Origin of the sequence: Shewanella sp. (assembly GCF_048265805.1) — a bacterium.
GTDB lineage: Bacteria > Pseudomonadota > Gammaproteobacteria > Enterobacterales > Shewanellaceae > Shewanella.
In genome coordinates this window covers 127,621-150,874 of sequence record NZ_JBLXAT010000004.1, presented here as the reverse complement: position 1 = coordinate 150,874, position 23,254 = coordinate 127,621, and the positions used below count along the sequence as shown (strand labels likewise).

Genomic DNA, 23,254 nt, shown 5'->3' with positions numbered 1-23,254 from the left:
GAACGGTGGTAGCAGTCGAATAATGTGCCAGTATGCCATAGCTGTTTTATGAGCGTGATGCCTCGGCATCAATTTTCAGTTGGTTAGAGGCAACTACCTGATTGCGGCCCTGTTTTTTGGCGGTAAATAGTAAGCAATCGGCACGCTCAAACGCGCGGATGAGTGAGTCTTCCGGTTTCACCTCTGTCACGCCCACACTGCAACGCAGGCTCAGTTCAAGTTGCCCCAATTCTAATTGGCTGACTTCGCTAAAAATGGTCGAGAGCTTTGATTGCGCTTGTGCCAATGACGTCGCGGGCAGCAGCAGCATAAATTCATCGCCACCAAAGCGCCCTAACAGCTCTGCTGGTCCAAGCCGCTGGTCAATCTCTGCGGTGAGAAATTTCAACGCACCATCGCCAGCGCTGTGGCCGTAGGTATCGTTGATCGCTTTGAAATGATCAATATCAAATACCGCAATACATACAGGCTGTTGATAGAAGTTGGCACGTTGCACTTCCTGCTGTGCTAAGTGAAAGAAGTGTTGGCGACTGAGCACCTTAGTTAATGGATCTTTGTAGGCTATCTGTTGCAGGCGCTCGTTATTGGAGGCTAACACGGGAATTAACAAGCCAAAGTAGGTACTGGCGGCCAGTACACTCATTGAAAACTGATAGATCAAGGCGTCTTCACCTAAATCCAGCCATTTCACTAATATCGCCGTTAGACCGCTGAGTAACGCAATCGATACCGCACTGCGCAGTGGGGTTTCGGTATAGACAATCCACATCTGCGCGATACCGATAAAGAAGATGGCAAAGGCGAGTTCACGAATATCCAAGCGCGCGGCGGCCACCATAATCAAGCTCGAGAGTACCAACGCCAGCAGCAGTTTAACCAGAAAGGTGTATATCGAGCCCGGTGTTTGCCGTAAGCCTACCTCACTGAGCCAAATACCGCTGGTGGGATAGATGCGACTGATTAAGCCAATCGCTAATGGCGTCAGTACGATGATGCCAATCAGATCGCCTATCCATAGCGGTAACCACAATAGATGACTTTCATCGGTAATGGCGCCAGTAATGTGCAGCGCAACCTGAATACAGTAGGCGGCGCTGAGCGAGGCCAATGGGCCGATGATCATAAAGGCGAGAATCATCCGCGGTAGTTTTTGCTCATCATTATGTACAAACACGCGTAACAGGCTGGCCGCGGCGTAGTAGGGCACGATATGGGCAAAAGCAAACAAGCAGCCAATCATGATAAGTTGCGCTGAGCTGGTATCTGACTGATACAGCGTTGCCTCCCAGAATGTCGCCAACATACAGCTGATGGCAACTGAGGGGATAGCGCGCAACCCAAGTAATAAAAAGGCAGCAAAGCTTACACCGGCTGGTGGAAACCACACGCTGGCATGAGGGGCATATTCCATTAATGCGGATACACGCCATAATCCCAACCATAACAGCAGCAAAAGCACGTCGCTTAATAAAGGTTGCTGCACCAGCAGGCGATTCAACCAGAGACGATGGCCGAATACCGAAGTTGGCGGAAGATGGCTATTGGTTGATGGCAATGCGCTGCTCTCGTGTGACTACGCCGTATTGGCCTAAAGGGTTAATACATCTTGAGTTTAGTTGCCGTGACGCGAGTTTTGCTAATTTACAAAAAATTCCTCATTATCTCGACCATGACTTGTCGGATATTTGTGCAGCTTTGAGCTTAGCGTTATGGGAGTAGAAATGCAGCTAGTGATACCAAGATTGGAACATGAGTCAGCTTTTCGTGCTTTTTATGACGATTTTGCCGCACATGATGCGGTAAATGCACCCTACTATCAGCCTGGTATCGTAGATTTTGGCGAGTATATTGCCAGTATCACGGCGCAAATGCGTGGTGAGCACTTGGCGGATGGCCAAGTGCCTTGCCATCACTTTTGGTTACTGGAACAGCGGCAATTAGTGGGGGCCATTCGCGTTCGGCACCATATCGATACGCCTTATCTTAATTGGGAAGGTGGCCACATTGGTTATGACGTCGCTCCCTCTCAACGGCAGCAAGGCTACGGGAAACAGCTGTTAAAATTGGCATTACCCGAGGCCAAACGTTTAGGTTTGTCGCGGGTGTTACTGGTCGCAGAGGAAAGTAACCGCGCCTCTCGAGCGGTGATAGAAGCCAATGGCGGTGTGTTGGAGGCGACGATTGTTGGCCTTGACGAGCCGACGCCTCTGGTACGTTACTGGATTGAGTTGTAAGCCAGTAACGAGCGCAGGGTAATAAAAAGCCACTCCGATTAAGTGTGGCTAGGTTGATTGCGAGCTCTGCCGTGGCTTATTTCACCTTGAAACGTGCCACTAAGGTATTGAGCTGTTGTGCTTGTCGTTGCAACTCCGACGCTGACGCCTTACAGGCATTGGCGTTTTCGCTGTTGCGTTGGGTGACACCATCCACTTGATTGAGACCTTCAGTGGTTTCAGTAATCCCTTGCACTTGTTCCTCGGATGCAATCGCAATATTGGCGACCAGCGCAGAGACTTCCTCGGTGGAGGCGCGGATCTGTGTCAGTGCCTCAGCGGTGCGTTGCGAGATATTAATCCCTGCTTGAGTATTGCTGGAGCTTTCATCAATTAACTTGGCTGCGTCGCTTGCCGCATCAGCACTACGCTGTGCTAGTTGACGGACTTCATCTGCCACCACCGCAAAGCCGCGGCCAGCATCACCAGCGCGTGCCGCTTCAATCGCCGCGTTCAATGCCAGCAAGTTGGTTTGGGCGGTAATTTCATCAATCGAGTTAATGATTTGATGAATGCGTTCTCCGGAGTCATGTATCGCCCGCATCGCTGCCACCATCTCCTCCATATGACTAGCGCCTTTGTCGGCTGCGGCTCTGGATTCGTTGGAGAAGCGATTTGCCTTGTCTGCGTTTTGAGCGTTAGCAGAGGTTTGACTGGAGATTTCCACCATTGCGGCGCCCATTTGAGTAATAGATGAAGCGGACTGCATCGCACCATCAGACAACACATCACTGAGGTCAAATACTTGGGTAGAGTTTGCTGCGATACCGTCAGATGTCGCTTGAATTTGACTCACTAGCTGGCTCAGGTGATGCACCATCTCTTGCAATGCTTTGCCGAGTTGGTCGTTGTTGGAGGCGAGCTCGACGTTAACCGTCAAATCGCCTTCACTGATCCGTTTGGCTAAGGTGGCTCGTTCATTCAGGCTGGTGCCCATCTCATTGAGCGCATCTGCCAGTTGACCCACTTCGTCACTGGAGCTGTGTTTCATTCGCTGGGAAAAGTCGCCCAAACGAATGGTACGGGCAACATTTGCCGCTTCACGGATGGGGCGGGCGATGCTACCGGCAGATATCCACAGCGCCGCTAATGCCGCTAAGGTAACCACTATTCCCACCACAAACTGCCACACCATAGTGCTGTGGCCGTTATCGGCGAGTTCGTTACCTAATGCCATCGCTTCAGCGAGCACTTGCGTTTTAGGCACTTTGATTAAGATGGCCCATGAGCGGCCAAGATCACCCATTACAATCGGCGCAAGCACGCGCATGTTGTCACCGCTAGGATCGGTATCGAGTATTGGCTTACCTTGCTGCACACGTTCAATGGCTTGTTTAGCTTCGGCATCACCTAATAATTGGGCCAGCGGTTGGCCGATTTTATCTGGATGGGTGCTACTTGCCACCACCATACCTTGGTAACTGACAATAGTTACTTCTGAGGCGCCGTTATACAGTTCCTGCTGGAGTTGATTGGTCAACTTCTGCACAAAATTCAGATCATAGTCGACCCCTACGACACCATAAAATTTACCATTTTCAATAATCGGCGTGGAGATTGTCGCTAACCACACCTGTTTGCCTTGCACTACATAGGGAATGGGATCTAGCACGCTAGGTTGCATGGTGGTTTTGGGGCCAATATACCAACCGCCTTTGAGTACACCGTTAGGATGGCGCGCATCAGAGTCATACTCCACCAAGGCTTGTACGGCAATGTTGCCTTGCGCATTGCGGGTCCAATAGGGGGTAAATCGACCCGTTTCAGGATGGCTCCCCTCGTTGCCACCAGTGAAATCGCTGTCTCTGCCATCTAAGGCGTTGGGTTCCCAACAGGTGTAGGTACCGTTCAGATCTTTATATTGGGTTAATACGTTATAAAGAATGTTGTTAACCTCAGCACGATTAATATCAATCGGATGAGTCTTGGAGTGCACGAGGTCAAAATTACTGGCAAGTGTTTGCGTGATATCGAGCGCATGTTCAAACTCTACTGCGATAGTTCCCGCACGTTCTTGAGCTAGCGTCAGAAGGCTATCACTGGCCTGCTTTTCCACCAAAGTGCCTACCCGATCAGCCACCAGCTGTTCGTTTGCATTGGCACTGTATAGCGCATAGCTGATTAGAGCGATGGCTGAGATGAGCAGGCATATCCCTGCCACAGAAGCAATTTTCCCTTGAATGGAAGCAATTTTCATTAACAAACATCCTACTTGGACTATCGAAATTAACGGAGGTTTAGGGGGCACTAAGATAGTTTGGACGATATTGTTTCGATTGCCACTTTTTCGCAGATGATAATGTCGGTTAAGGCGCTAACCGTTGAATAATTGTGCGGTAAGCTGACATCATCTCTATTTCATTCTTGTTTCAGTATTTATTGCTGAGATGTGGCTGTTACCATCAACCAGAGGTATGCAGCATGGATTTACGTGGGTTACTCAACCAAGCGCTTAATTCAAATATCGTACAAGTTGGCAGTCAACAAACACGCGAGATTGTTGCTGGCGTTAATCGACAACAACTCGCCACGCTAGGCATTGGCGCCGCTGGCGGTACGTTAATGGGGTTATTGCTAGGCTCGCGCAAGAGTAAGAAATTTGCGGGCACCGCGCTGAAAATTGGTGGCGCTGCCGCGTTAGGTGGTGTGGCTTATAAAGTGTATCGCGATTGGCAAGCCAAGCGTGGCAACAGTAGCGCTGAATCTGCCGCATTACCGAGCGACACGGCCACCGCTGAAGCACAGATTGCACATGAAGTGTTGATCGCCAAAGCGATGATTGCTGCCGCCAAAGCCGACGGGCATGTGGATGAGCAGGAGTCGGAGAAAATCAGACAAACCTTAGCCTCGTTGCAAGCCAACGGCGAGGTACAGTTGCTGTTTCTGCAAGAGCTATCTAAGCCATTGGATGTTGGCGAGATTGCCAAGTTGGCTCGTACGCCAGAGCAAGCGGCGGAGGTCTACCTTGCGTCGCTGTTGATGACTGATGGTAACAATTTTATGGAACGCGCTTATCTCGATGAGTTGGCTCGGCAGCTAGCGTTAGCCCCAGATCTGGTACAGCAGTTAACGCTGCAAGCGCGGCATTAGCTGTCAATTTAAGCTGGCAGTGTCTGCCAGCTTAAAATTGGCTTTAAGACACTTTTTACTTAGCGGTCATCGTTAGCTTTGGTATAGTGCCTTCAGGAAAAATGTTAATGGTTCCGAAGGAATGAGCTTATGATCGCTGCATTTGACGTTGATGCTCAGCGCACCTTTACTCCACTTTGTCCCAATGAACTCCCTGTTGCTGGCGGTGCCGATATCGCCGCAGAACTCAATGCCCAAGCGGCACTCGCCCATTATCGCGTTGTGTCAAAAGATGCGCACAGCGCCCATGCAAAATGGGTCGTGGATGCGCCTGACAAGATGCTACAACCTCTGCCCTACGCGGATGCTGACCTGACATGGGTACGGCATGCAGAACCCGGCACTGATGGCTTTGAGTTGATCCCAGGCTTGCCCGATCCGGCGGAATATGACTTTCTGGTGTATAAGGGCGTTGAATCCGCCATGCATCCCTACGGTGCCTGTTATCACGATCTGAATAATCGTATTTCTACTGGCGTGATTGAATGGTTACAGTGTCGCAATGTGGACACAGTGCTTGTTGGGGGCTTAGCGTTAGATTTTTGCGTAAAAACCACCGCGTTACAGCTGGCTGAAGCGGGATTTCGGGTCTATCTAAACTTGGCCGCCTGTCGTGCGATTTCGCCGCAAGGTGCCGAACAAGCCTGCAATGAGATGCAAGCCGCTGGCATTATTTTAATGCAGGATGCGGCGTTAATCTCTGCCATGCTAGGTTGAGGTAACTACCATGTTTACACCGCTTGCCGTTCGTAGTTTGCTGGATACTGACTTTTATAAACTCACTATGCAGCAGGCTTACCTGCACCAACAACCCAGTACTCAGTCACGTTGGACTTTCCGCTGTCGCAGTAATGAAGACCTCAGCATGTACGTTAAGCCGCTACAAGAGCAGTTTGAACGTATGGCGGAGTTGACTGCAACGCCAGAACAGCTGGAACAGATGCGTCGCTATCCGTTTCTCAAGAGTGACTATTTAGAATTTCTGCGCTTATTCCGTTTTAACCCCAAGTTTCTTAATGTAAGTGCTGAAGATGGTCAACTGGTGATTGAAGCCGACGGGCCGATGCTGCATGTTTCGCCGATGGAAATTCCGGTGCTGGCAACTGTCTCTGAGTTGCGTAACCGCCATCGTTATCCGCAGATTGATTGCGATAAAATCTATCAGGCAACCAAACAGAAGATCCAAATTTTAGAGCGCTTGGGTGATGATGTAGATCTGAGTGAATTCCTGTTTACCGATTTTGGTACTCGGCGCCGTTTTAGCTTTGAAGCGCAAAAACAGGTGCTGACCCAGCTGCAAGAATCGTTACCGAACCATTTTGCTGGCACCTCGAATCCCCATTTAGCGATGGAACTGAATCTGCGCTGCCAAGGCACCATGGCGCACGAATGGCTGCAGAGCCATCAAGCGTTGAACTATCGCTTGGTCGATAGCCAAAAGATGGCGCTGGAAAACTGGGTGAAAGAGTATCGTGGCGACTTGGGCGTAGCACTGACCGATGTGATTGGTGTGGATGCTTTCTGCCGTGATCTCGACCGCTACTTAGCCAAACTGTATGACGGTTTCCGTCATGACAGTGGTGACCCAATTGTGTGGGGCGAGAAGATTATCAAACGCCTCGAAGCGCTGGATGTTGACCCAACCTACAAGCGTTTAGTGTTCTCTGATGCGTTGGACTTTGAACGGGCGGTGCACATCTATAAGCACTTTCGTGGCCGTATCAATACGTCGTTTGGCATCGGCACTTGGTTGATGGGCGACATGTTTGAAAATAAGCCGATCAATATTGTGATGAAGCTGACCCAATTGAACGGTATGCCTGTCGCGAAAATCTCCGATACACCAGGTAAAACCATGTGTGATGATGAAAACTTCCTGCGCTATTTAATGCAGGTGTTTCAGGTGGAAGATGGTGCGCAGCAAAAAGTGCTGCAGCAGTTTTTTAAACGCGACAAGCTGATTGACGATCGTGACCCAACCTACATCGCGTAGTGCTCAAACATAAAAAATCCGCCAACTGGCGGATTTTTTATTGTGGCGATGCGTTACTTAATAAAAGCGAATGCATCACCGTAAAGGTGCTGCTCGTCTACGCCTTTTTGGCGGAACAGTTCACGTGCCGCGCCTACCATGGGGAAGCGTCCCGCAATATAGATATCGTAGCCGCTGAGGCTGACAAAATCTTCATCGATCTGATCGAGCAAACGGTTGGTGCGGCCTTGCCAGTCGACTGGGGCTTCCTCAACCACGGGCACAAAGTGCAACCATGGATGGGCGTCGTGCCACTCGCGCGCGATGGACTCATAGTACATCGCTGCGGGAGTACGGCAGCCCCAATACAGGAGGGTTTCTACGTGCTGGCCCAAGGCAATCTGCTGCTCCACAATACTTTTGATATAAGAGAAACCTGTGCCACCCGCAATCAAAATACGTGGGCGTTGGCTTTGATCGCGCAGATAGGCGTCTCCCGCTGGCGCTTCAATGGTGATTTCACCTTGCTCACGCAAACGATCAACGACTTGCATCGGATAGCTTTCGGTAACCGCAGCGCCAATGTGCAGCTCCAGTAATTCACTGTTAGGCGCAGAAGCGATAGAGAATGGGCGCTTATCCTGCTCACCCATAACAATGCTGAGGTACTGGCCTGCTGCAAACTCAAACGGCTGCTCTGGGCGCAACGTTACCTGATATACGGCATCATTAAATGGCGCGAGATACTCTACTTTGCAGCGAATGCTGTTCATGCGTTTTCCTCATCAACTCAATTTTACGTGCGCTGGCTTACTGTTTGCACTGTTATAGGGTGGGGGCGTCATCCAGGCCTAACTGGTCCCAAATGGCATCCACTTTTTGTTTGACGGCATCATCCATTTTAATTGGCGTGCCCCATTCGCGTTGGGTTTCGCCCGGCCACTTGTTGGTGGCATCCAGCCCCATTTTGGAGCCAAGGCCCGCCACTGGCGAAGCAAAATCCAGATAATCGATCGGCGTATTATCCATCAGCACCGTATCACGGATCGGGTCCATACGGGTGGTAATAGCCCAGATCACATCGTGCCAATCACGGCAGTTCACATCATCGTCCACCACCACAATAAACTTGGTGTACATGAACTGGCGCAGGAACGACCAAGCGCCCATCATCACCCGCTTGGCATGGCCAGCATACTGTTTGCGAATCGAAATCACCGCCATACGGTAGGAACATCCCTCTGGCGGTAGATAGAAATCGACAATCTCTGGATACTGTTTACGCAGGATTGGCACAAACACTTCGTTCAGCGCCAGACCCAGCATCGCTGGTTCATCTGGTGGACGGCCAGTGTAGGTACTGTGGTAAATCGCATCTTTACGGTGGGTAATGTGGGTCACGGTAAAGACGGGAAACTTATCGGTCTCGTTGTAATAGCCGGTGTGGTCGCCGTAAGGCCCTTCCTCTGCCAGCTCATCTGGATCAATATAGCCTTCTAAAATGATCTCACTGGTGGCCGGAACCTCTAAATCACACGTCAGCGATTTTGCCACTTCGGTACGTTCACCACGCAGTAAGCCCGCAAATGCATATTCACTCATGCCATCTGGAACAGGGGTGACCGCACCAAGAATGGTCACAGGATCGCTGCCCAAAGCCACCACGACGGGATATTTTTCGCCAGGGAATTTCTCTTTAAAATCTTGAAAATCGAGCGCACCACCGCGATGAGATAACCAACGCATGATCAGCTTGTTTTTACCTAACAGCTGTTGGCGGTAGATACCGATATTTTGTCGTTTCTGCCGCGGGCCTTTAGTAATCGTTAAGCCCCAAGTGACTAAGGGCGCCGCGTCACCCGGCCAACAGTGCTGAATGGGCAGTTGCGTCAGATCGACATCATCACCGCTAATCACCATCTCTTGGCAGGGCGGTTTACGTACTGATTTGGGCGGCATATTCAGCGCTTGTTTGAACAGCGGTAATTTTTCCAGCGCGTCCTTAAAGCCCCGTGGCGGTTCGGGTTCCTTTAAAAACGATAGCAGTTCGCCCACTTCACGCAGCGCCATTGGGTCATCTTTACCAAGTGCCATAGCCACCCGTTTGGTGGTGCCAAACAGGTTAAGCAGCACTGGCATAGATTTGCCAATGGGGTTTTCAAACAGCAACGCGGGGCCACCAGCACGTAGGACGCGATCGCCAATTTCGGTCATCTCTAAATGAGGATCGACCGGATGGCTGATCCGTTTTAATTCACCCTGACTTTCTAGATGCGCTAGAAAGCTGCGTAAGTCCTTAAAACTCATGTGGATACCGATCTGATATGCAAAAATGTGATGTGGCGCACTATAGCATTTTTCTGTCAAGCGGTTAACCATTTGCCGTCAAATTGGTGCGAGGGCTAGGAATTATCCGTGCGCTTAATTTTTAAGCGCGGTAAAATGTGGCGATAACGCAGTCTTCTCTATCTTTGATTGCAAGCGTTGCAGGAGCAGATCATGAAAGCAAAAACCATGACGTGGTTGTTATGCGCTGCGCTAACTATAGCGTGCAGTACACCGGCCGTGGCTGGTCATCGGCACGGCGGACATTATTATGAGCATTATCGTCCCCATCACAGCCATCACCATCGTTGGGGCAATGATTTTGGTTGGTTTGTGGGCATGAGCGCCTTAGCGATATTGCCGCAGGTGCTTTATGCGCAACAAATGCAAAGTGAGAGTGTGTCGGTGCCTTATCAATATGATGAAGCGCCGTCAGTGTCGATGACGCCAACCAATCAGGCGATTGTGGTCAGCAATAATGATTACGGTGATGATGTCGGACAGTATCAAACGGCGGTTGCTAACGAAGTGATGAGCCGCGTCAATGCGGATGATAGCGCTGCTCGCCGCCAGTATGTGGAAGCGGTGCGCAGTTTGCCAGCCAATGCGCGGGTGATTCAGACTGCTAACGGCACTGAATATGAGTGGTTAGGTCAACGTTATCATTATGATTGGCAAAGCGATCTCTACCAGCCTGTGAGCCAGTAACGCTGGCTCAACAGTGGCGGTAGTGTGCAGGTTAGCTCAGTTTTTTGACGTAACGCATGGCGGCGGTAAGGGCAAATTCATAGCCTTGGGCGCCTAAACCGACAACCGTGCCTTGTGCTTTGTCGGACAGATAAGAGTGATGGCGGAACGGTTCGCGCGCGTGGATGTTGGACAGATGTACCTCAATAAACGGCAAATCTACCCCTAAAAATGCATCGCGGAGCGCCACACTCGTGTGCGTAAGGCCGCCGGGGTTGATGATGGCAAATACCGCGTCGCTGGCGTGAATCGCTTCAATCAATTCGTACTCCGCATTGGACTGCAGATGTTCCAACTGAAAACCCCCACCTGATGCTTGCGCCCGCAACACGCCAACAATGTCATCCAAAGACTGGCTACCGTAGATTTCTGGCTCACGGCGACCTAGTAGATTCAGGTTAGGGCCGTTGAGTAGCAGAATTTTTCCTTTATTACGTATCATCTCGTTTGCCTTAAATTGCTGTGGCAGGTGCTATTGATTTCAGCACTTCCTCATCCGCTTGTCGATGACTAACCATTAAATTTTTGTTGCCGTAGTGCCTTGGTGGTGCCGCGTTTTTTCTTGCTGTCCAAACGGCGCTGTTTGCTGCCGTAAGTGACTTTGGTGGCAATGCGTTTTTTGGCGACAATCGTCACCGATTGCAGCAGTTGGATAAACTGTTCCAGCGCTTGCTGGCGGTTGCTGTCTTGGCTGCGGGTTTGTTGGCACTTGATGATCACCTTACCACTGGGCGTGATACGGTGGTCGCGTAGTGTAAGTAATTTTTGTTGATAAATTTCCGGTAAGCTGGAGCTGCGAATATCGAAAATCAGCTGTACTGCGGTGGAGACTTTATTGATGTGTTGGCCGCCTGCGCCGCTGGCACGGATAAACTGCCATTCGATTTCATTTTCTGAAACTTGCACACGGTTTGAAATTTTAATCATGGCAAACTACCGCCAGTCGAAGTGTTCCTGTTTAACATCGGCAATCGAACGATGTTGTTAGCAACTCCAGTCTAACACTGTTATTATCGGGCCGGTCGCGTTTCCGGGTTTTGGAGCCAATCTATATGTTGTGTCAGATCCCAGATATCTCCAAAGGGATTATCAGTTTATTTGCCAGCGGTCGTATTTCAGCGCTGGATTATCGCACCAAACTTCAGCCAGCGATCAAAAGTTACCGTCAGGATTGGGGACAAGTGTGTCTCTATATTGAAGCCGATGTGTTACTCGAAGGTTGGGACATGCAGTCTCTGTCTGGTGTTGGTGAAGTACAGCTGCCTGCGTTTGATGCGTTAGTGTTTGTTGGCGGCCCCGATTGGGTCGGCAATGCGGTACGTTTACTTGGCCCATTTGTGAGTGGCGAAATCGCGTGGTTTCCGCTAGAACACAAACAAGATGCGGTCAGTTGGATCTGCAAACGTTCGCATACTGCGTAACTTAGTGCACGATATTAGGAGCGTTGAACATGCAAAAACTCACGGGATTGTTGCTAGGTGTTATGGCGGTAACTTGGTTAAGTGCTTGTGCGCCAGAAGTCGGCAGTGAGGCTTGGTGCAAGCAGATGAAAGCCAAAGATGCAGGTGATTGGACGGCTAACGAAGCCACCGATTACGCCAAGCATTGTGTGTTCAAATCGGACGATAAAAAGTAACTTACATGCGGCAGCGTAGTTACTGGTTATTACTGATTCTGGCATTGCAGGCGTTGTTGCCTGCAATGGCGCAGCATCAGCTACATGCGGGTAATCGCTACGAAGAGTCGTTGCAACATGCCCATGTACAATTGACCCAGCAAATCCTCGCCGTGAATGATTGCGCTGTGCACGGCTGCGATCCGCATGATGCCAATGAGCAACACCATCGTTGGCATCAAGACACCCAAGAGATAGACCTCTGTCTAGACTGCCCCTGTCATGGCGGTCACGTTCCACTACCTTTGGTGGTTCAGACCAGTGCTTCCCTCAGTTCATCACTGTTAGTGGCGTTGCCCGCAACCCATTACTTTGGTTTAGCCAGTGAACCCGCTTACCGTCCTCCCATTACTGCTGCTGTCTGAAAAATTTACCCAGTAACTCGCGAGTTACTGTCTCAATTTCTTAGACGCGTCACTTGGCTCGGCACGGTGCAACCAATACTTCGTGGCAGGTTGTCAACGTAAGCGACTCTCTGCTAGCTCGTTAACTGCAGGCATACCTGTGTTGACGTCGGTAGTGCGGTGAAGGCTTATCCATTGCATCACGCGGTTGGCATAGCCAACTCTGCTAAGTGAACGCAGGAGTATTTTCTGTGTCTGTTTTTCATTTATGCAAACTAGCAGTGTCATTACTGCTAACCTCGGCGTTGCCTTATCTGTTGGCATTCGCGCCCACAGCGCTGGCTGATACCGCCGATGAACACGTCCCCACCGTGCTGCAACTTAGTGCGGCACAACGCCAGTTGGCTGATATTCAGGTCGGGCTACCACAACGCGGCTTTAATCCAACACTCTCCGCTAATGCGGTGCTCAATGTCGACCGCGATCTGAGCTACACCATAGTGCCGCAACTTGATGTACGCGTACTGCAACGGCATATCTCACCTGGGCAATTGGTCAGCAAAGGCCAGCCGTTGTTGACCTTAGGCGGTGTGGCAGTGGCACAAGCGCAAGCCACATTTATTAATGCCGCCAGTGATTGGCAGCGCATCAGCGCGATGTCGCCCACGGCTGTGAGTGATAGCGAACGGGCGCAAGCGCAAGTGGCGGTAGAGCAAGCGCGGGCGATATTAGAAGCGTTACCCATGACGGCCGAACAGATTGCGCAGCTGCGAGACCGCCCTGAACTGATCGGCCGCTTTCAGCTATTAGCGCCGATGGCGGGCACAGTGCAGCAGGATCATAGTCAGCTCGGGCAACTGCAACAAGCGGGGGAGTTGTTGCTGCAACTCAGTGATGAATCTTCCTTATGGGTTGAAGCGGAGTTGACCCCGTCGCAAGCGACCCGCTTAGCCGAAGCCACTGAAATCTTGGTGCGTATTGATGAGCAGATGGCCAATGCCACTGTTATTGGTCGTACACATCAATTTAATGCCAGCACTCGTACCGAACGGTTGCTCGCACGCATTGATAACCGCCAAACCCGCTGGCACCCGGGGCAGTTTGCCGAGGTGCTATTGCCGCAAGCGGGGATAGATGGCGTGTTGCTACCCGACAGTGCGCTCACCCGCAGCGCCGATGGTGATTGGCAAGTGTTTATCGACACGCCCGCTGGGTTTGTGGCGCAGGAAGTGGCGGTATTACAGCGGCAGCGTGGTGTAAATCTGGTGGATGGTGTGCAAGCGTCGCAGCGCGTGGTGTTGAACGGCGCCTTCTTTCTGGCGGCCGAGTTGGCTAAGTCTGGCTTTGATATTCACAATCACTAGGAGGTGCCGATGCTAACGCAATTAATCGCTTTAGTGCAGCGGCAGCGCTTGCTGTTACTGCTGCTACTTATGGCATTGGTGGCTCTCAGTTGGTTTATGTTGCCACGGCTAGAGCTAGATGCCTTTCCTGATGTCACCAACGTGCAAGTGACGGTCAACACTGAGGCAGAAGGTTTAGCTGCTGAAGAGGTCGAGCAACTGATCAGCTATCCGGTCGAGTCGAGCATGTATGCGCTGCCGGGGGTTACCGAAGTGCGTTCCTTGTCGCGCACTGGGCTGTCGGTGGTTACTGTGGTGTTTGAAGAGGGCACCGACATCTACTTTGCGCGGCAGCAAGTGTTTGCTCAGTTAAGTGAAGCGCAAGCGGCGATCCCGAGCAACTTGGGCGTGCCAGAGATGGGCCCCAATACCTCGGGACTTGGGCAGATCTATCAATACACGCTACGTGCCTCGCCCGATAGTGGCATTGATGGTGCGCAGCTACGTAGCCTCAATGACTATCTGGTGAAGCTGTTGCTGATGCCCGTAGCGGGCGTAACGGAAGTGTTGTCATTCGGTGGAGAGGTGCGTCAATACCAAGTGCGCGTTGACCCCAATAAGTTGCAAGCCTACGACCTGAGTTTGGCACAGTTACAGGCTGCGCTGGCCAACAATAATCGTAACGCTGGGGGTTGGTATATGCCGCGTGGCGACGCGCAACTGGTGGTGCGTGGCTACGGTTTTCTGCCTCCAGGCGAGGCGGGATTGGCGGCAATTGCTGCCATTCCGGTCACTGAAGTGGATGGCGTACCGATCAGTGTGGCCGATGTGGCGGAGGTGGGTTTCGGCGGTGAGATCCGCGTCGGTGCGGTCACCATGACCCAACGGGATAGCCAAGGCGAACCGCAGTCCCTGGGGGAAGTGGTCGCCGGTGTGGTGCTAAAACGCATGGGCGCCAACACTAAGGCCACGATTGATGATATTAAAGCGCGCGAGTCATTGATTCGACAGGCATTGCCCGACGGGGTGATGTTTGAGGTGTTTTACGATCAAGCCGATTTAGTCACTCAAGCGGTCAATACCGTGCGCGATGCGCTGCTATTTGCCTTTGTGCTGATCGTGGTGATTTTGGCGTTGTTTTTGGTCAATCTACGCGCCACCTTATTGGTGTTGCTATCGATCCCTCTTGCAATCATGTTAGCGCTGTTGGTAATGGCTTACTTTGGTGTGTCGGCCAACCTGATGTCATTAGGCGGGCTGGCGATCGCCATTGGTATGCTGGTGGATGGCTCGGTGGTGATGGTGGAGAACATCTTTAGCAAATTGGCGGCGAAACACGATCCGTCAGTCACTCGGCGGTTATCGCAACAGATTTTGCTGGCTGCCAATGAAGTCAGTCGGCCGATTCTATTTGCCACCGCCATTATCATCATCGTCTTTGCTCCGCTGTTTAGTTTGCAAGGCGTCGAAGGCAAGCTGTTTCAGCCGATGGCAATCAGCATCATTTTGGCGATGTTAGCTGCGTTACTGGTGGCATTATTGGTGGTGCCAGCAATGGCCACCTATCTGTTTCGCCAGCCAGTACGCGCACGGCGTAGCCCTGTCATGCAGCTGTTATTGCCACTCTATCAGCGGCTACTGCGCCGAGCGGTGGCGCATCCGAAAGTTGTGCTATCACTGGCGTTGCTGGCACTAGTTGCCAGTGTCAGTTTGCTACCGCGGCTAGGCACAGAGTTTGTGCCAGAGTTGGAGGAGGGCACCATTAACTTAAGGGTCACCCTAGCACCTGATGCTAGTTTGGCGACCGCCTTAATGGTGGCGCCTAAGTTGGAGCAGATGTTGCTGGAGTTTCCAGAGGTGGACTATGCACTGTCACGCATTGGCGCGCCTGAGTTAGGCGGTGACCCCGAACCGGTAAGCAATATCGAAATCTACATCGGTCTCAAGCCGTTAGCACAATGGCGCAGTGCTGATTCGCGCTTGGCGTTGCAACGTTTAATGGCCGAGCGGCTCAATCAATTCCCTGGTTTGCTGCTGACGTTCTCCCAGCCGATTGCGACGCGCGTGGATGAGTTGCTCTCGGGTGTGAAGGCGCAGTTGGCGGTCAAGCTATTTGGCCCCGATCTGAAGGTACTGGCCAGTAAAGGCGAACAGCTAGCAGAGCTGATTAAACAAGTACCCGGTGCGGTGGATGTGGCGTTGGAGCAAGTCTCTGGCGAAGCGCAGTTGGTGGTACGGCCGAAACGGCAACTGCTGGCGCGCTACGGTATTAGCGTGGATGAATTGATGGCGTTAGTTAGCACCGGCGTAGGCGGCAATAATGTCAGCCAAATCATTGATGGGAACGCGCGTTATGACATCAATTTACGCTTGGCAGCGCCGTTTCGTACCAGTGCCGATCAGCTTGCCGATGTGCGTTTTACCGCGGCCAACGGCGCATTAGTGCGGTTAGGTGATATTGCCGATATCGTCGAGGAAGCCGCGCCACCCAATATTCGCCGTGATGACGTGCAGCGCCGCGTGGTAGTGCAGGCCAATGTCTCTGGTCGCGATATGGGCTCGGTGGTGGCGGACATCTACGCCTTAGTGCCGCAAGCGCAACTCCCCGCAGGTTACACCTTAGTCGTCGGCGGCCAATACGAAAACCAACAACGGGCACAGCAGCGGTTACTGCTGGTGGTGCCGCTGTCGGTGTTGTTGATTGGCTTACTGCTGTATTTGGCCTTTGGGTCACTGCCGCAAACCTTGCTGATTATGGCGAATGTGCCACTGGCATTGATTGGCGGCGTATTGGCGCTGTGGTTGAGTCATACCTATCTGTCAGTGCCCAGTGCAATCGGCTTTATCACGCTGTTTGGCGTGGCAATCTTAAATGGCGTGGTGTTGGTGGATGCCATTAATCAGCGGCGTCAGCAAGGACAGACTCTCGCCGATGCGGTCTATTGGGGCGCGGTAGGGCGCTTGCGGCCAGTGTTGATGACGGCATTAACCTCGGCCTTGGGTTTGCTCCCCATTTTGCTATCGCATGGTGTGGGCAGTGAGATCCAACAGCCGTTGGCGGTAGTGGTGCTTGGTGGCTTGGTCAGCAGTACCTTATTGACCTTATTGGTATTACCGACGCTGTACTCGTTGCTATACCGTAAATAACGGCGGCAGGCGCAGCAATCAATAGCCAAGGATGGCGTTCCATGGAAAAATAGCCGCAACTAAACAGTAAGGAAAACAGATGGATATTGTGAGCTGGTTCGATATTAATAACACCTTAGTCAATATTCCGTTGGGTGGTGGTTACGCCATGTCGTGGATTGAAGCGGTGGCTACCGTGTTTGGCTTGCTCTGTATCTGGTTAGCGAGCCAAGAAAAGACCATTAACTATCCGTTTGGCTTAATCAACGTGACGCTGTTTGCGGTGATTTTTTTCCAAATTCAGCTGTACGGCTTGTTGCTGCTGCAGCTTTTTTTCTTCTGCGCCAATGTCTATGGTTGGTACGCTTGGACGCATCCCAGCGCCGCTGGCAAACCCTTGCAGGTGCGTTGGTTGTCGCGCCGCAGGTTGCTGCTGATTATCGGCATCGCTATCGTGGGGATTGGTTTGCTGGCACATTATATCGACCCGGTATTTGGCACCTTGGCAACCTGTAGTGTCGATCTGCTGAATCTGCTTGGGGCTAACATTGATATGCCGCCACTACAGCCGGACGAGTTTCCCTTATGGGATGCGCTGATCACTGTGTTATCGCTGATTGCCCAAGTGCTGATGACCCGCAAATATGTGGAAAATTGGATGCTGTGGGTGTTGGTTAATGTCGTCAGTGTTGGCGTGTACGCTGCGCAAGGGGTCTATGCCATGGCGATTGAATACGCCATCTTAACTTTTATTGCCGCTAACGGAACTCGTGGATGGATGGCGACCGCCAAAGCCAATGGCAGTCGCTCAGCATTCACTCAAGGAGCGTGATCATGAGCCTACAACCGCATATTTTATTAACGCCAAGTCAGGTAAGTGAACGGGTGATTTTGTGTGGTGACCCAGCGCGAGTGAATCGCATTGCAGTATTGCTTAGCGAGGTTAAACCGCTGGCGAGTAACCGCGAATTCACCAGTATTACTGGCGAGTTTCATGGCCAGCACATCACGGTGTGTAGTACAGGTATTGGCGCGCCATCGGCAGTCATCGCACTCGAAGAGCTGGTTAAATGTGGTGCCAAATATCTGATCCGTGTCGGCTCTGCCGGCGCGTATCAATCACACATCGGCTTAGGCGATATGATTATTGCCGAAGCCGCCGTACGTGATGAGGGTGGCAGTAACAGCTATGTGCCACTGAGTTTTCCTGCGGTTGCTAATCGCGCGTTGATGAATGGCTTATGTGACTACATGCAGCACCAGCATGAAAACCATCACTGTGGCGTGGTGCGCTCGCATGACAGTTTTTATACCGATGATGAGTTGGATATCTGCCGCAAGTGGCATCAGCTCGGTGTTCTCGGTGCCGATATGGAAACCGCGGCACTATTCACGGTAGGGCGGTTACGTCGCGTGGCTGTGGCATCAGTACTGAATAATGTGGTGATGTACGGCGAGAATGTGGCTGACGGCATCAATGATTATGTCAGTGCTGAACGAGCGATGATACACGGTGAATTGCTTGCAGCACGGGCAGCGCTAGCGGCACTCACCTCAGTGTAAATTCTGACGCTGCTGTGGCGATATCATCGGTATTGCCATCGCCGCATTTCGGCGCTGATTCATAGGCCTCGTTCATTGCGCTACTATAAATTTCATGATTTTCGAAATAATTGAATAATTGCCGCTGGCCAGCATTTGGCTGGCTGATTATTGAACGCTTATCGTCATTTAATGCGACTAAAAGCTAATTGATATATTCAGCTTAACGAAATAAGTAAATTACTGTTATAGGTAATATTGTCTAATGCGAAATTAGTATATTTTTATTAATTATTAGGTGATTACAGGTTTTGGTTGTGAAGGGCTATTCACGATTTGCTTTGGTCAGTTACATAATATGACAGTCGCTGATATCTGTTTTTCTTTCTCCTTAGAGCGTTGTTGATCTACTCCTTAAACGTAAAATCATTCTAAAAAATAGAAATAACCTATAGAAAAAACGCAATGTTTTTTTGGCAGCTTCGGCGTTATTTTTGTGACTAAGTTAACAAAATACGTTGCGGTTTGAGCACTTCTGTCAAAGTATCTCCACAGCAGCGTTTTGCCTTGTCACTTGCTCTGGCTTCAGCCTAATCGCTGGCCCGCAAGTCGGTCTTTTAACCTTTTGTAGTCAAGGAAGGTGCAGTATGAGTTCTCCAGCTTTTTACGATATCCGCGCAGCCGTCACTCGTGAACAGAGTGCGCCATTTGTGATTGAAGACGCGCGTATTCGTGCGCCCAAGAACGACGAAGTCTTAGTCAAAGTGCTCGCTACCGGGATGTGTCACACCGATATGATCGTGCGCGATCAATACTATCCAGTGCCGTTGCCTGCGGTACTCGGTCACGAAGGTGCCGGTATTGTTGAAGCGGTGGGCCCACAAGTGAAAGACCTCAAAGTGGGTGACCACGTGGTACTGACCTACGGTTACTGCAGCCACTGCCATCAATGTTCTGATGGTCACGCGGCGTATTGTGATGAATTTTACCCACGTAACTTCCAAGGTTCGGGCACAGATGGCAAAACTGCGCTACAAGACGCTAAAGGTGAACCACTGCATGACCACTTCTTTGCACAATCGTCTTTTGCTTCTTACGCACTGAGCCTAGAAAGCAACGCCGTGAAAGTGCCAACTGATGCGCCATTGGAACTGCTTGGCCCATTGGGTTGTGGTATTCAAACCGGTGCTGGTGCGGTGATTAACTCACTGAAAGTCGCCCCTGGTAGCAGCTTTGCATCATTTGGTGCAGGTGCTGTCGGTCTGTCAGCGGTATTGGCGGCGCGTGTTGCTGGTGCGACCACTATCATCGCCGTTGACGTAGTGCCTTCACGTCTGGAACTGGCGTTGGAACTGGGGGCTACCCATGTCATCAACAGCTTGGAAGAAGATCCGGTTGCTCGCATCAAAGAGATCACTAACGGCGGCACTAAGTTCGCGTTGGAATCTACTGGTCGCCCACAAGTGTTGCGCCAAGGTATTGATTCACTTGGCCTGTTGGGTGCTATTGGTGTTGTTGGTGCGCCTAAATTGGGCACAGATTCAAGCTTCGATGTGAACGATCTGCTGCTGGGTGGTAAAACCATTCGCGGTATCGTAGAGGGTGATTCTAATCCTAAGCAGTTTATCCCAATGCTGGTGGAACTGTTCCAACAAGGTCGTTTCCCATTCGACAAGTTGGTGAAATTCTACGATTTTGAGCAGATCAACGAAGCGGCGGCTGATAGCGAAAAAGGGATTACTTTGAAGCCAATCGTGCGTATCGCTAAATAAGCAAAACTGCTTTGCGTCAAGGAAGCCCGCGGGCTTCCTTTTTTTATGGCAGCTCACAATGTGAGCTGGATCGAACAATGATCATTTTGGCGTTAAAATACTTAGCATATGCCATTTATTAGCGTTATAAATTGCATATGCTATTTATTAAAACGTAAATGTTAGCGATAGTAGCTGACAATAAGGAGCAAAAGATGATCACTGCTATTCCGATGACGGGCGATAAAATCGCAAATCATTTCAGCAAGGCTGATAGCTTTTTATTTATTGATGAGCACGGCGCAACGTTGGCTGAGTCGGACAATCCTGCATTAGCGCAAGGTTGTGCCGCCAAAGCCAACATTATTAAGTTACTGCAGCAACAACAGGCGCAGCGGGTGGTTGTGCGCAACATCGGAGAGCGCTTGTTAGCACGGCTAATACAGAGCAAGTTCGCGGTATTTCAAATCGGTTCCAGCCGCTGGGATAGCCAACAATTTCTGGCCGATGCGCCGCGTTATCTGCTGCCACTAACCTCTGCGGATCAAGGGCGTCCGTCGGTGAATTTTCAACACAAGCACGCAGCTGGAACCTGTGGCTGCGAGCATGGTGGCGAGCAGGGCTGTTGCAAGCAGCAACAGGGCGACGGACAGCCAGCCGCAGGGCATAACTGCCAACATCACCGTGAGCATGGACATTGTTGCCATCAGCATTAGCGGCCGAAACCGTGGCGCTTTAACGGTGCCACATCAACTATTCAATGGCGTCGAATGTCCAATCTTTCTCGGTTATCTTAGCTCTCCTCGCTTAAGGGAGGAGGGGCGGTCTATCCTTCGTGGACCGCACCTTTTTTAGCTTATGTTAGCTATTCATAAAATAAATCTAATGTAGAAAAATCTTTTGGATTCTGCCACCATCATTTTTATGCATACTGCGCGGCAGTCGCCGAGTCACTGTAATGGTTGGCAGCAGCGCCAATGTTGGGCTAAACATCAACTCAATGAGTTGAGGGGTGTTAACCCGTTAGCGTCTGACTTTTCAAATTAAATACGTTATGAACAAGGCGCGGCCCGTGCTGCATAGCCAACTCAACGGGTTGGATGCAACCAAGGTTCGCCGCCCTCAGCGTTTACCGTTGGCCTCAACGGTGGTGTGGCATTGGGCTTAGGCATTTGCTACGACGACATCGACACTGGGCTGTTGTGCGATCAGCGTTGAGTAGGCCTGTCTGCAGGAATGGATAAATAGGAGTGAATATGAGCAGAATTGTCATTATTGGCGGTGTAGCGGGTGGTGCCTCAGCCGCTGCACGGGCGCGTCGCATGGATGAACATGCCGAAATTATTATGTTGGAGCGCGGCGAATTTGTGTCGTTTGCCAACTGTGGTTTGCCGTATCACATCGGCGGTGAGATTGAGTCGCGCAATGCATTACTGCTGCAAACTCCTGAGAGTTTTAAGCAACGGTTCAATGTGGATGTGCGGGTATTTAGTGAAGTGACCGCCATCGATTGTCAGCAAAAAACGCTAACGGTGACGTCCCAGCATAGTGGCGAAGCCTACCAGTTAACGTATGACAAGCTGTTACTCAGCCCAGGTGCCGCACCGATTAAACCGGCCATTGCTGGCAGTGATCATTCGTTGGTATTCACCCTGCGAAATATTCCCGATATGGATGCCATTCTCGCGGCTATCGCCACCCATAAACCGCGCCATGCGACCGTAGTCGGTGGTGGTTTTATCGGATTAGAGATGGTGGAAGCGCTGCGCCATCGAGGTTTAAACGTGACATTAGTCGAATTGTCTGCGCAGGTGATGGCCTCTGTCGACCCAGAAATGGCCAACATGCTGCATCAAAAACTGCTCAGCAACGGTGTAGATTTGCGGCTTAATACAGGCCTTGAAGCCATTACGCCGATTGAGCGGCATCCTGCTGAAGCGGATGCTACCGCTCAGTATGATGTGGCGGAAACCGCGCAACACGAACTGCAATTGACGCTATCCCACGGCCAAGTAGCCACCGATCTCGTGATCATGGCGATCGGCGTACGGCCAGAGACGCTACTCGCCAGCAAAGCCGGACTCGCATTGGGCGATCGCGGTGGTATTAAGGTGAATAGCGCCATGCAGACCTCAGATCCCGACATCTATGCCGTGGGCGATGCGATTGAAACGGCGGATTTTGTCACGGGCAACGCCACCTTAGTGCCACTTGCTGGGCCTGCCAACCGCCAAGGCCGTATCGCCGCCGACAACATGCTGGGTGGCGATAAACATTACCGCGGAACGCAAGGCACGGCGATTTGTAAACTGTTTGATATGGCGATCGCCAGTACTGGGCTCAACGAGAAAACTCTAAAGCGCCTTGGGATGGCCTACGAAAAAGTCTATGTGCATGCGGCGAGTCATGCGGGGTATTATCCCGGAGCGCAGCCGGTCACCCTCAAGCTATTGTTTGCCCCTGACAGCGGCAAAATTCTTGGGGCGCAAGCCGCAGGATTAGATGGGATTGACAAGCGTATCGACGTGCTGGCGGTGGCGCAGCGTGCGGGATTAACCGTGCGTGATTTGCCAGATCTTGAGCTGACGTATGCGCCACCATTTGGTTCGGCGCGAGATGTGATCAACCAAGCTGGCATGGTGGCAACCAACTTACTCGATGGCGTAGATCCTGTGTGTCAGGTCGAAGATGTGCTGGCGTTGACTGACGAACAGTTGCTGTTGGATGTGCGTAATCCACCAGAGCTTAGCAACATTGGCGCGTTTCCCCACGCGTTAAATATTCCACTCGACCAATTGCGGCAGCGCTTAGATGAATTGCCGAAAGATAAAGAGATTTTAGTGACCTGTATGGTGGGGCTGCGCGGTCACGTGGCAAGCCGTATGCTGCAACAACACGGCTTTAAGGTGCGCAATCTGACGGGCGGCTACAAAACCTATCAAATGAGCATCGCCAGTTATTAACTGAGCGGTAGTTAACTTTAAGCAGCCGCTCAGATTGAGTGGCTGTTTTTGTATCACAAGGATG

At 51.3% G+C, this 23,254-nt stretch carries 21 protein-coding genes; 15 read left to right on the top strand and 6 right to left on the bottom strand.

The window, feature by feature from the left end:
• Positions 1-46: 46 nt before the first annotated feature.
• Entirely contained in the window at positions 47-1,555 is a 1,509-nt protein-coding gene (locus ACN0TT_RS04195) for a diguanylate cyclase (RefSeq protein ID WP_417760891.1), read from the bottom strand.
• 166 nt (positions 1,556-1,721) lie between these two features.
• Between ACN0TT_RS04195 and ACN0TT_RS04190 the strand changes: the two genes are divergently transcribed.
• On the top strand, positions 1,722-2,234 hold the full coding sequence (locus ACN0TT_RS04190) for a GNAT family N-acetyltransferase (RefSeq protein WP_417760890.1): 513 nt from the start codon (positions 1,722-1,724) through the stop codon (positions 2,232-2,234).
• A 76-nt stretch (positions 2,235-2,310) separates the two neighbouring features.
• On the opposite strand, the gene ACN0TT_RS04185 is transcribed toward ACN0TT_RS04190, so the two are convergent.
• On the bottom strand, positions 2,311-4,470 hold the full coding sequence (locus ACN0TT_RS04185) for a methyl-accepting chemotaxis protein (RefSeq protein ID WP_417760889.1): 2,160 nt from the start codon (positions 4,468-4,470) through the stop codon (positions 2,311-2,313).
• Between the two features lie 224 nt (positions 4,471-4,694).
• Here ACN0TT_RS04185 and ACN0TT_RS04180 point away from each other — a divergent pair, with 224 nt between their 5' ends.
• From ACN0TT_RS04180 to pncB, 3 genes are all read left to right on the top strand, one after another.
• Entirely contained in the window at positions 4,695-5,363 is a 669-nt protein-coding gene (locus tag ACN0TT_RS04180; protein WP_417760888.1) for a tellurite resistance TerB family protein, read from the top strand.
• Between the two features lie 129 nt (positions 5,364-5,492).
• Positions 5,493-6,119 carry a nicotinamidase gene (locus ACN0TT_RS04175; RefSeq protein WP_417760887.1) on the top strand — a complete coding sequence of 209 codons (627 nt, stop codon included), beginning with the start codon at positions 5,493-5,495 and terminating at the stop codon, positions 6,117-6,119.
• A gap of 10 nt (positions 6,120-6,129) precedes the next feature.
• Positions 6,130-7,395 carry a nicotinate phosphoribosyltransferase gene (pncB, locus tag ACN0TT_RS04170; protein WP_417760886.1) on the top strand — a complete coding sequence of 422 codons (1,266 nt, stop codon included), beginning with the start codon at positions 6,130-6,132 and terminating at the stop codon, positions 7,393-7,395.
• A 53-nt stretch (positions 7,396-7,448) separates the two neighbouring features.
• Here pncB and fre read toward each other — a convergent pair whose 3' ends face one another.
• Both fre and ubiD read right to left on the bottom strand, forming a co-directional pair.
• Positions 7,449-8,147, bottom strand: coding sequence for an NAD(P)H-flavin reductase (gene fre, locus ACN0TT_RS04165; protein ID WP_417760885.1), 699 nt, complete (start codon positions 8,145-8,147; stop codon positions 7,449-7,451).
• A 52-nt stretch (positions 8,148-8,199) separates the two neighbouring features.
• Positions 8,200-9,681 carry a 4-hydroxy-3-polyprenylbenzoate decarboxylase gene (ubiD, locus tag ACN0TT_RS04160; RefSeq protein WP_417760884.1) on the bottom strand — a complete coding sequence of 494 codons (1,482 nt, stop codon included), beginning with the start codon at positions 9,679-9,681 and terminating at the stop codon, positions 8,200-8,202.
• Positions 9,682-9,873: 192 nt separating this feature from the next.
• Between ubiD and ACN0TT_RS04155 the strand changes: the two genes are divergently transcribed.
• Positions 9,874-10,407, top strand: a complete 534-nt coding sequence (locus tag ACN0TT_RS04155; protein WP_417760883.1) for a hypothetical protein — start codon at positions 9,874-9,876, stop codon at positions 10,405-10,407.
• 31 nt (positions 10,408-10,438) lie between these two features.
• Here ACN0TT_RS04155 and aroQ read toward each other — a convergent pair whose 3' ends face one another.
• Positions 10,439-10,888, bottom strand: coding sequence for a type II 3-dehydroquinate dehydratase (aroQ, locus tag ACN0TT_RS04150; RefSeq protein WP_417760882.1), 450 nt, complete (start codon positions 10,886-10,888; stop codon positions 10,439-10,441).
• Between the two features lie 68 nt (positions 10,889-10,956).
• On the bottom strand, positions 10,957-11,373 hold the full coding sequence (gene arfB / locus ACN0TT_RS04145; protein WP_417760881.1) for an alternative ribosome rescue aminoacyl-tRNA hydrolase ArfB: 417 nt from the start codon (positions 11,371-11,373) through the stop codon (positions 10,957-10,959).
• Between the two features lie 125 nt (positions 11,374-11,498).
• On the opposite strand from arfB, the gene ACN0TT_RS04140 reads away from it, so the two are divergent.
• The 10 genes from ACN0TT_RS04140 to ACN0TT_RS04095 all read left to right on the top strand — a co-directional run bounded on the left by ACN0TT_RS04140 (position 11,499) and on the right by ACN0TT_RS04095 (position 23,190).
• Positions 11,499-11,867, top strand: a complete 369-nt coding sequence (locus tag ACN0TT_RS04140) for an STAS/SEC14 domain-containing protein (RefSeq protein WP_417760880.1) — start codon at positions 11,499-11,501, stop codon at positions 11,865-11,867.
• A 29-nt stretch (positions 11,868-11,896) separates the two neighbouring features.
• Positions 11,897-12,082 carry a DUF3012 domain-containing protein gene (locus ACN0TT_RS04135; protein WP_417760879.1) on the top strand — a complete coding sequence of 62 codons (186 nt, stop codon included), beginning with the start codon at positions 11,897-11,899 and terminating at the stop codon, positions 12,080-12,082.
• 5 nt (positions 12,083-12,087) lie between these two features.
• Entirely contained in the window at positions 12,088-12,486 is a 399-nt protein-coding gene (locus tag ACN0TT_RS04130) for a hypothetical protein (protein ID WP_417760878.1), read from the top strand.
• 230 nt (positions 12,487-12,716) lie between these two features.
• A complete protein-coding gene (locus ACN0TT_RS04125) occupies positions 12,717-13,829 on the top strand; it encodes an efflux RND transporter periplasmic adaptor subunit (RefSeq protein ID WP_417760877.1) in 1,113 nt (370 codons plus the stop codon).
• A gap of 9 nt (positions 13,830-13,838) precedes the next feature.
• Positions 13,839-16,955: an efflux RND transporter permease subunit gene (locus ACN0TT_RS04120; RefSeq protein ID WP_417760876.1), complete on the top strand. Its 3,117-nt coding sequence runs from the start codon at positions 13,839-13,841 to the stop codon at positions 16,953-16,955.
• 79 nt (positions 16,956-17,034) lie between these two features.
• Positions 17,035-17,766, top strand: a complete 732-nt coding sequence (gene pnuC, locus ACN0TT_RS04115; RefSeq protein WP_417760875.1) for a nicotinamide riboside transporter PnuC — start codon at positions 17,035-17,037, stop codon at positions 17,764-17,766.
• A gap of 2 nt (positions 17,767-17,768) precedes the next feature.
• Positions 17,769-18,497: a nucleoside phosphorylase gene (locus ACN0TT_RS04110; RefSeq protein ID WP_417760874.1), complete on the top strand. Its 729-nt coding sequence runs from the start codon at positions 17,769-17,771 to the stop codon at positions 18,495-18,497.
• A 626-nt stretch (positions 18,498-19,123) separates the two neighbouring features.
• On the top strand, positions 19,124-20,248 hold the full coding sequence (locus ACN0TT_RS04105; protein ID WP_417760873.1) for an NAD(P)-dependent alcohol dehydrogenase: 1,125 nt from the start codon (positions 19,124-19,126) through the stop codon (positions 20,246-20,248).
• 194 nt (positions 20,249-20,442) lie between these two features.
• Positions 20,443-20,943: a NifB/NifX family molybdenum-iron cluster-binding protein gene (locus ACN0TT_RS04100; protein ID WP_417760872.1), complete on the top strand. Its 501-nt coding sequence runs from the start codon at positions 20,443-20,445 to the stop codon at positions 20,941-20,943.
• A 540-nt stretch (positions 20,944-21,483) separates the two neighbouring features.
• Positions 21,484-23,190, top strand: a complete 1,707-nt coding sequence (locus ACN0TT_RS04095; RefSeq protein ID WP_417760871.1) for an FAD-dependent oxidoreductase — start codon at positions 21,484-21,486, stop codon at positions 23,188-23,190.
• Positions 23,191-23,254: the final 64 nt, after the last annotated feature.

What these genes read in the sequence shown, in the direction of transcription:
- ACN0TT_RS04110 (WP_417760874.1), top strand. Translation starts at nt 17,769, where the DNA reads ATGAGCCTACAACCGCATATTTTATTAACGCCAAGTCAGGTAAGTGAA.
- fre (WP_417760885.1), bottom strand. Translation starts at nt 8,147, where the DNA reads ATGAACAGCATTCGCTGCAAAGTAGAGTATCTCGCGCCATTTAATGAT.
- ACN0TT_RS04185 (WP_417760889.1), bottom strand. Translation starts at nt 4,470, where the DNA reads ATGAAAATTGCTTCCATTCAAGGGAAAATTGCTTCTGTGGCAGGGATA.
- aroQ (WP_417760882.1), bottom strand. Translation starts at nt 10,888, where the DNA reads ATGATACGTAATAAAGGAAAAATTCTGCTACTCAACGGCCCTAACCTG.
- ubiD (WP_417760884.1), bottom strand. Translation starts at nt 9,681, where the DNA reads ATGAGTTTTAAGGACTTACGCAGCTTTCTAGCGCATCTAGAAAGTCAG.
- ACN0TT_RS04180 (WP_417760888.1), top strand. Translation starts at nt 4,695, where the DNA reads ATGGATTTACGTGGGTTACTCAACCAAGCGCTTAATTCAAATATCGTA.
- pncB (WP_417760886.1), top strand. Translation starts at nt 6,130, where the DNA reads ATGTTTACACCGCTTGCCGTTCGTAGTTTGCTGGATACTGACTTTTAT.
- ACN0TT_RS04130 (WP_417760878.1), top strand. Translation starts at nt 12,088, where the DNA reads ATGCGGCAGCGTAGTTACTGGTTATTACTGATTCTGGCATTGCAGGCG.
- pnuC (WP_417760875.1), top strand. Translation starts at nt 17,035, where the DNA reads ATGGATATTGTGAGCTGGTTCGATATTAATAACACCTTAGTCAATATT.
- ACN0TT_RS04120 (WP_417760876.1), top strand. Translation starts at nt 13,839, where the DNA reads ATGCTAACGCAATTAATCGCTTTAGTGCAGCGGCAGCGCTTGCTGTTA.
- ACN0TT_RS04135 (WP_417760879.1), top strand. Translation starts at nt 11,897, where the DNA reads ATGCAAAAACTCACGGGATTGTTGCTAGGTGTTATGGCGGTAACTTGG.
- ACN0TT_RS04175 (WP_417760887.1), top strand. Translation starts at nt 5,493, where the DNA reads ATGATCGCTGCATTTGACGTTGATGCTCAGCGCACCTTTACTCCACTT.
- ACN0TT_RS04190 (WP_417760890.1), top strand. Translation starts at nt 1,722, where the DNA reads ATGCAGCTAGTGATACCAAGATTGGAACATGAGTCAGCTTTTCGTGCT.
- ACN0TT_RS04095 (WP_417760871.1), top strand. Translation starts at nt 21,484, where the DNA reads ATGAGCAGAATTGTCATTATTGGCGGTGTAGCGGGTGGTGCCTCAGCC.
- ACN0TT_RS04140 (WP_417760880.1), top strand. Translation starts at nt 11,499, where the DNA reads ATGTTGTGTCAGATCCCAGATATCTCCAAAGGGATTATCAGTTTATTT.
- ACN0TT_RS04100 (WP_417760872.1), top strand. Translation starts at nt 20,443, where the DNA reads ATGATCACTGCTATTCCGATGACGGGCGATAAAATCGCAAATCATTTC.
- arfB (WP_417760881.1), bottom strand. Translation starts at nt 11,373, where the DNA reads ATGATTAAAATTTCAAACCGTGTGCAAGTTTCAGAAAATGAAATCGAA.
- ACN0TT_RS04155 (WP_417760883.1), top strand. Translation starts at nt 9,874, where the DNA reads ATGAAAGCAAAAACCATGACGTGGTTGTTATGCGCTGCGCTAACTATA.
- ACN0TT_RS04105 (WP_417760873.1), top strand. Translation starts at nt 19,124, where the DNA reads ATGAGTTCTCCAGCTTTTTACGATATCCGCGCAGCCGTCACTCGTGAA.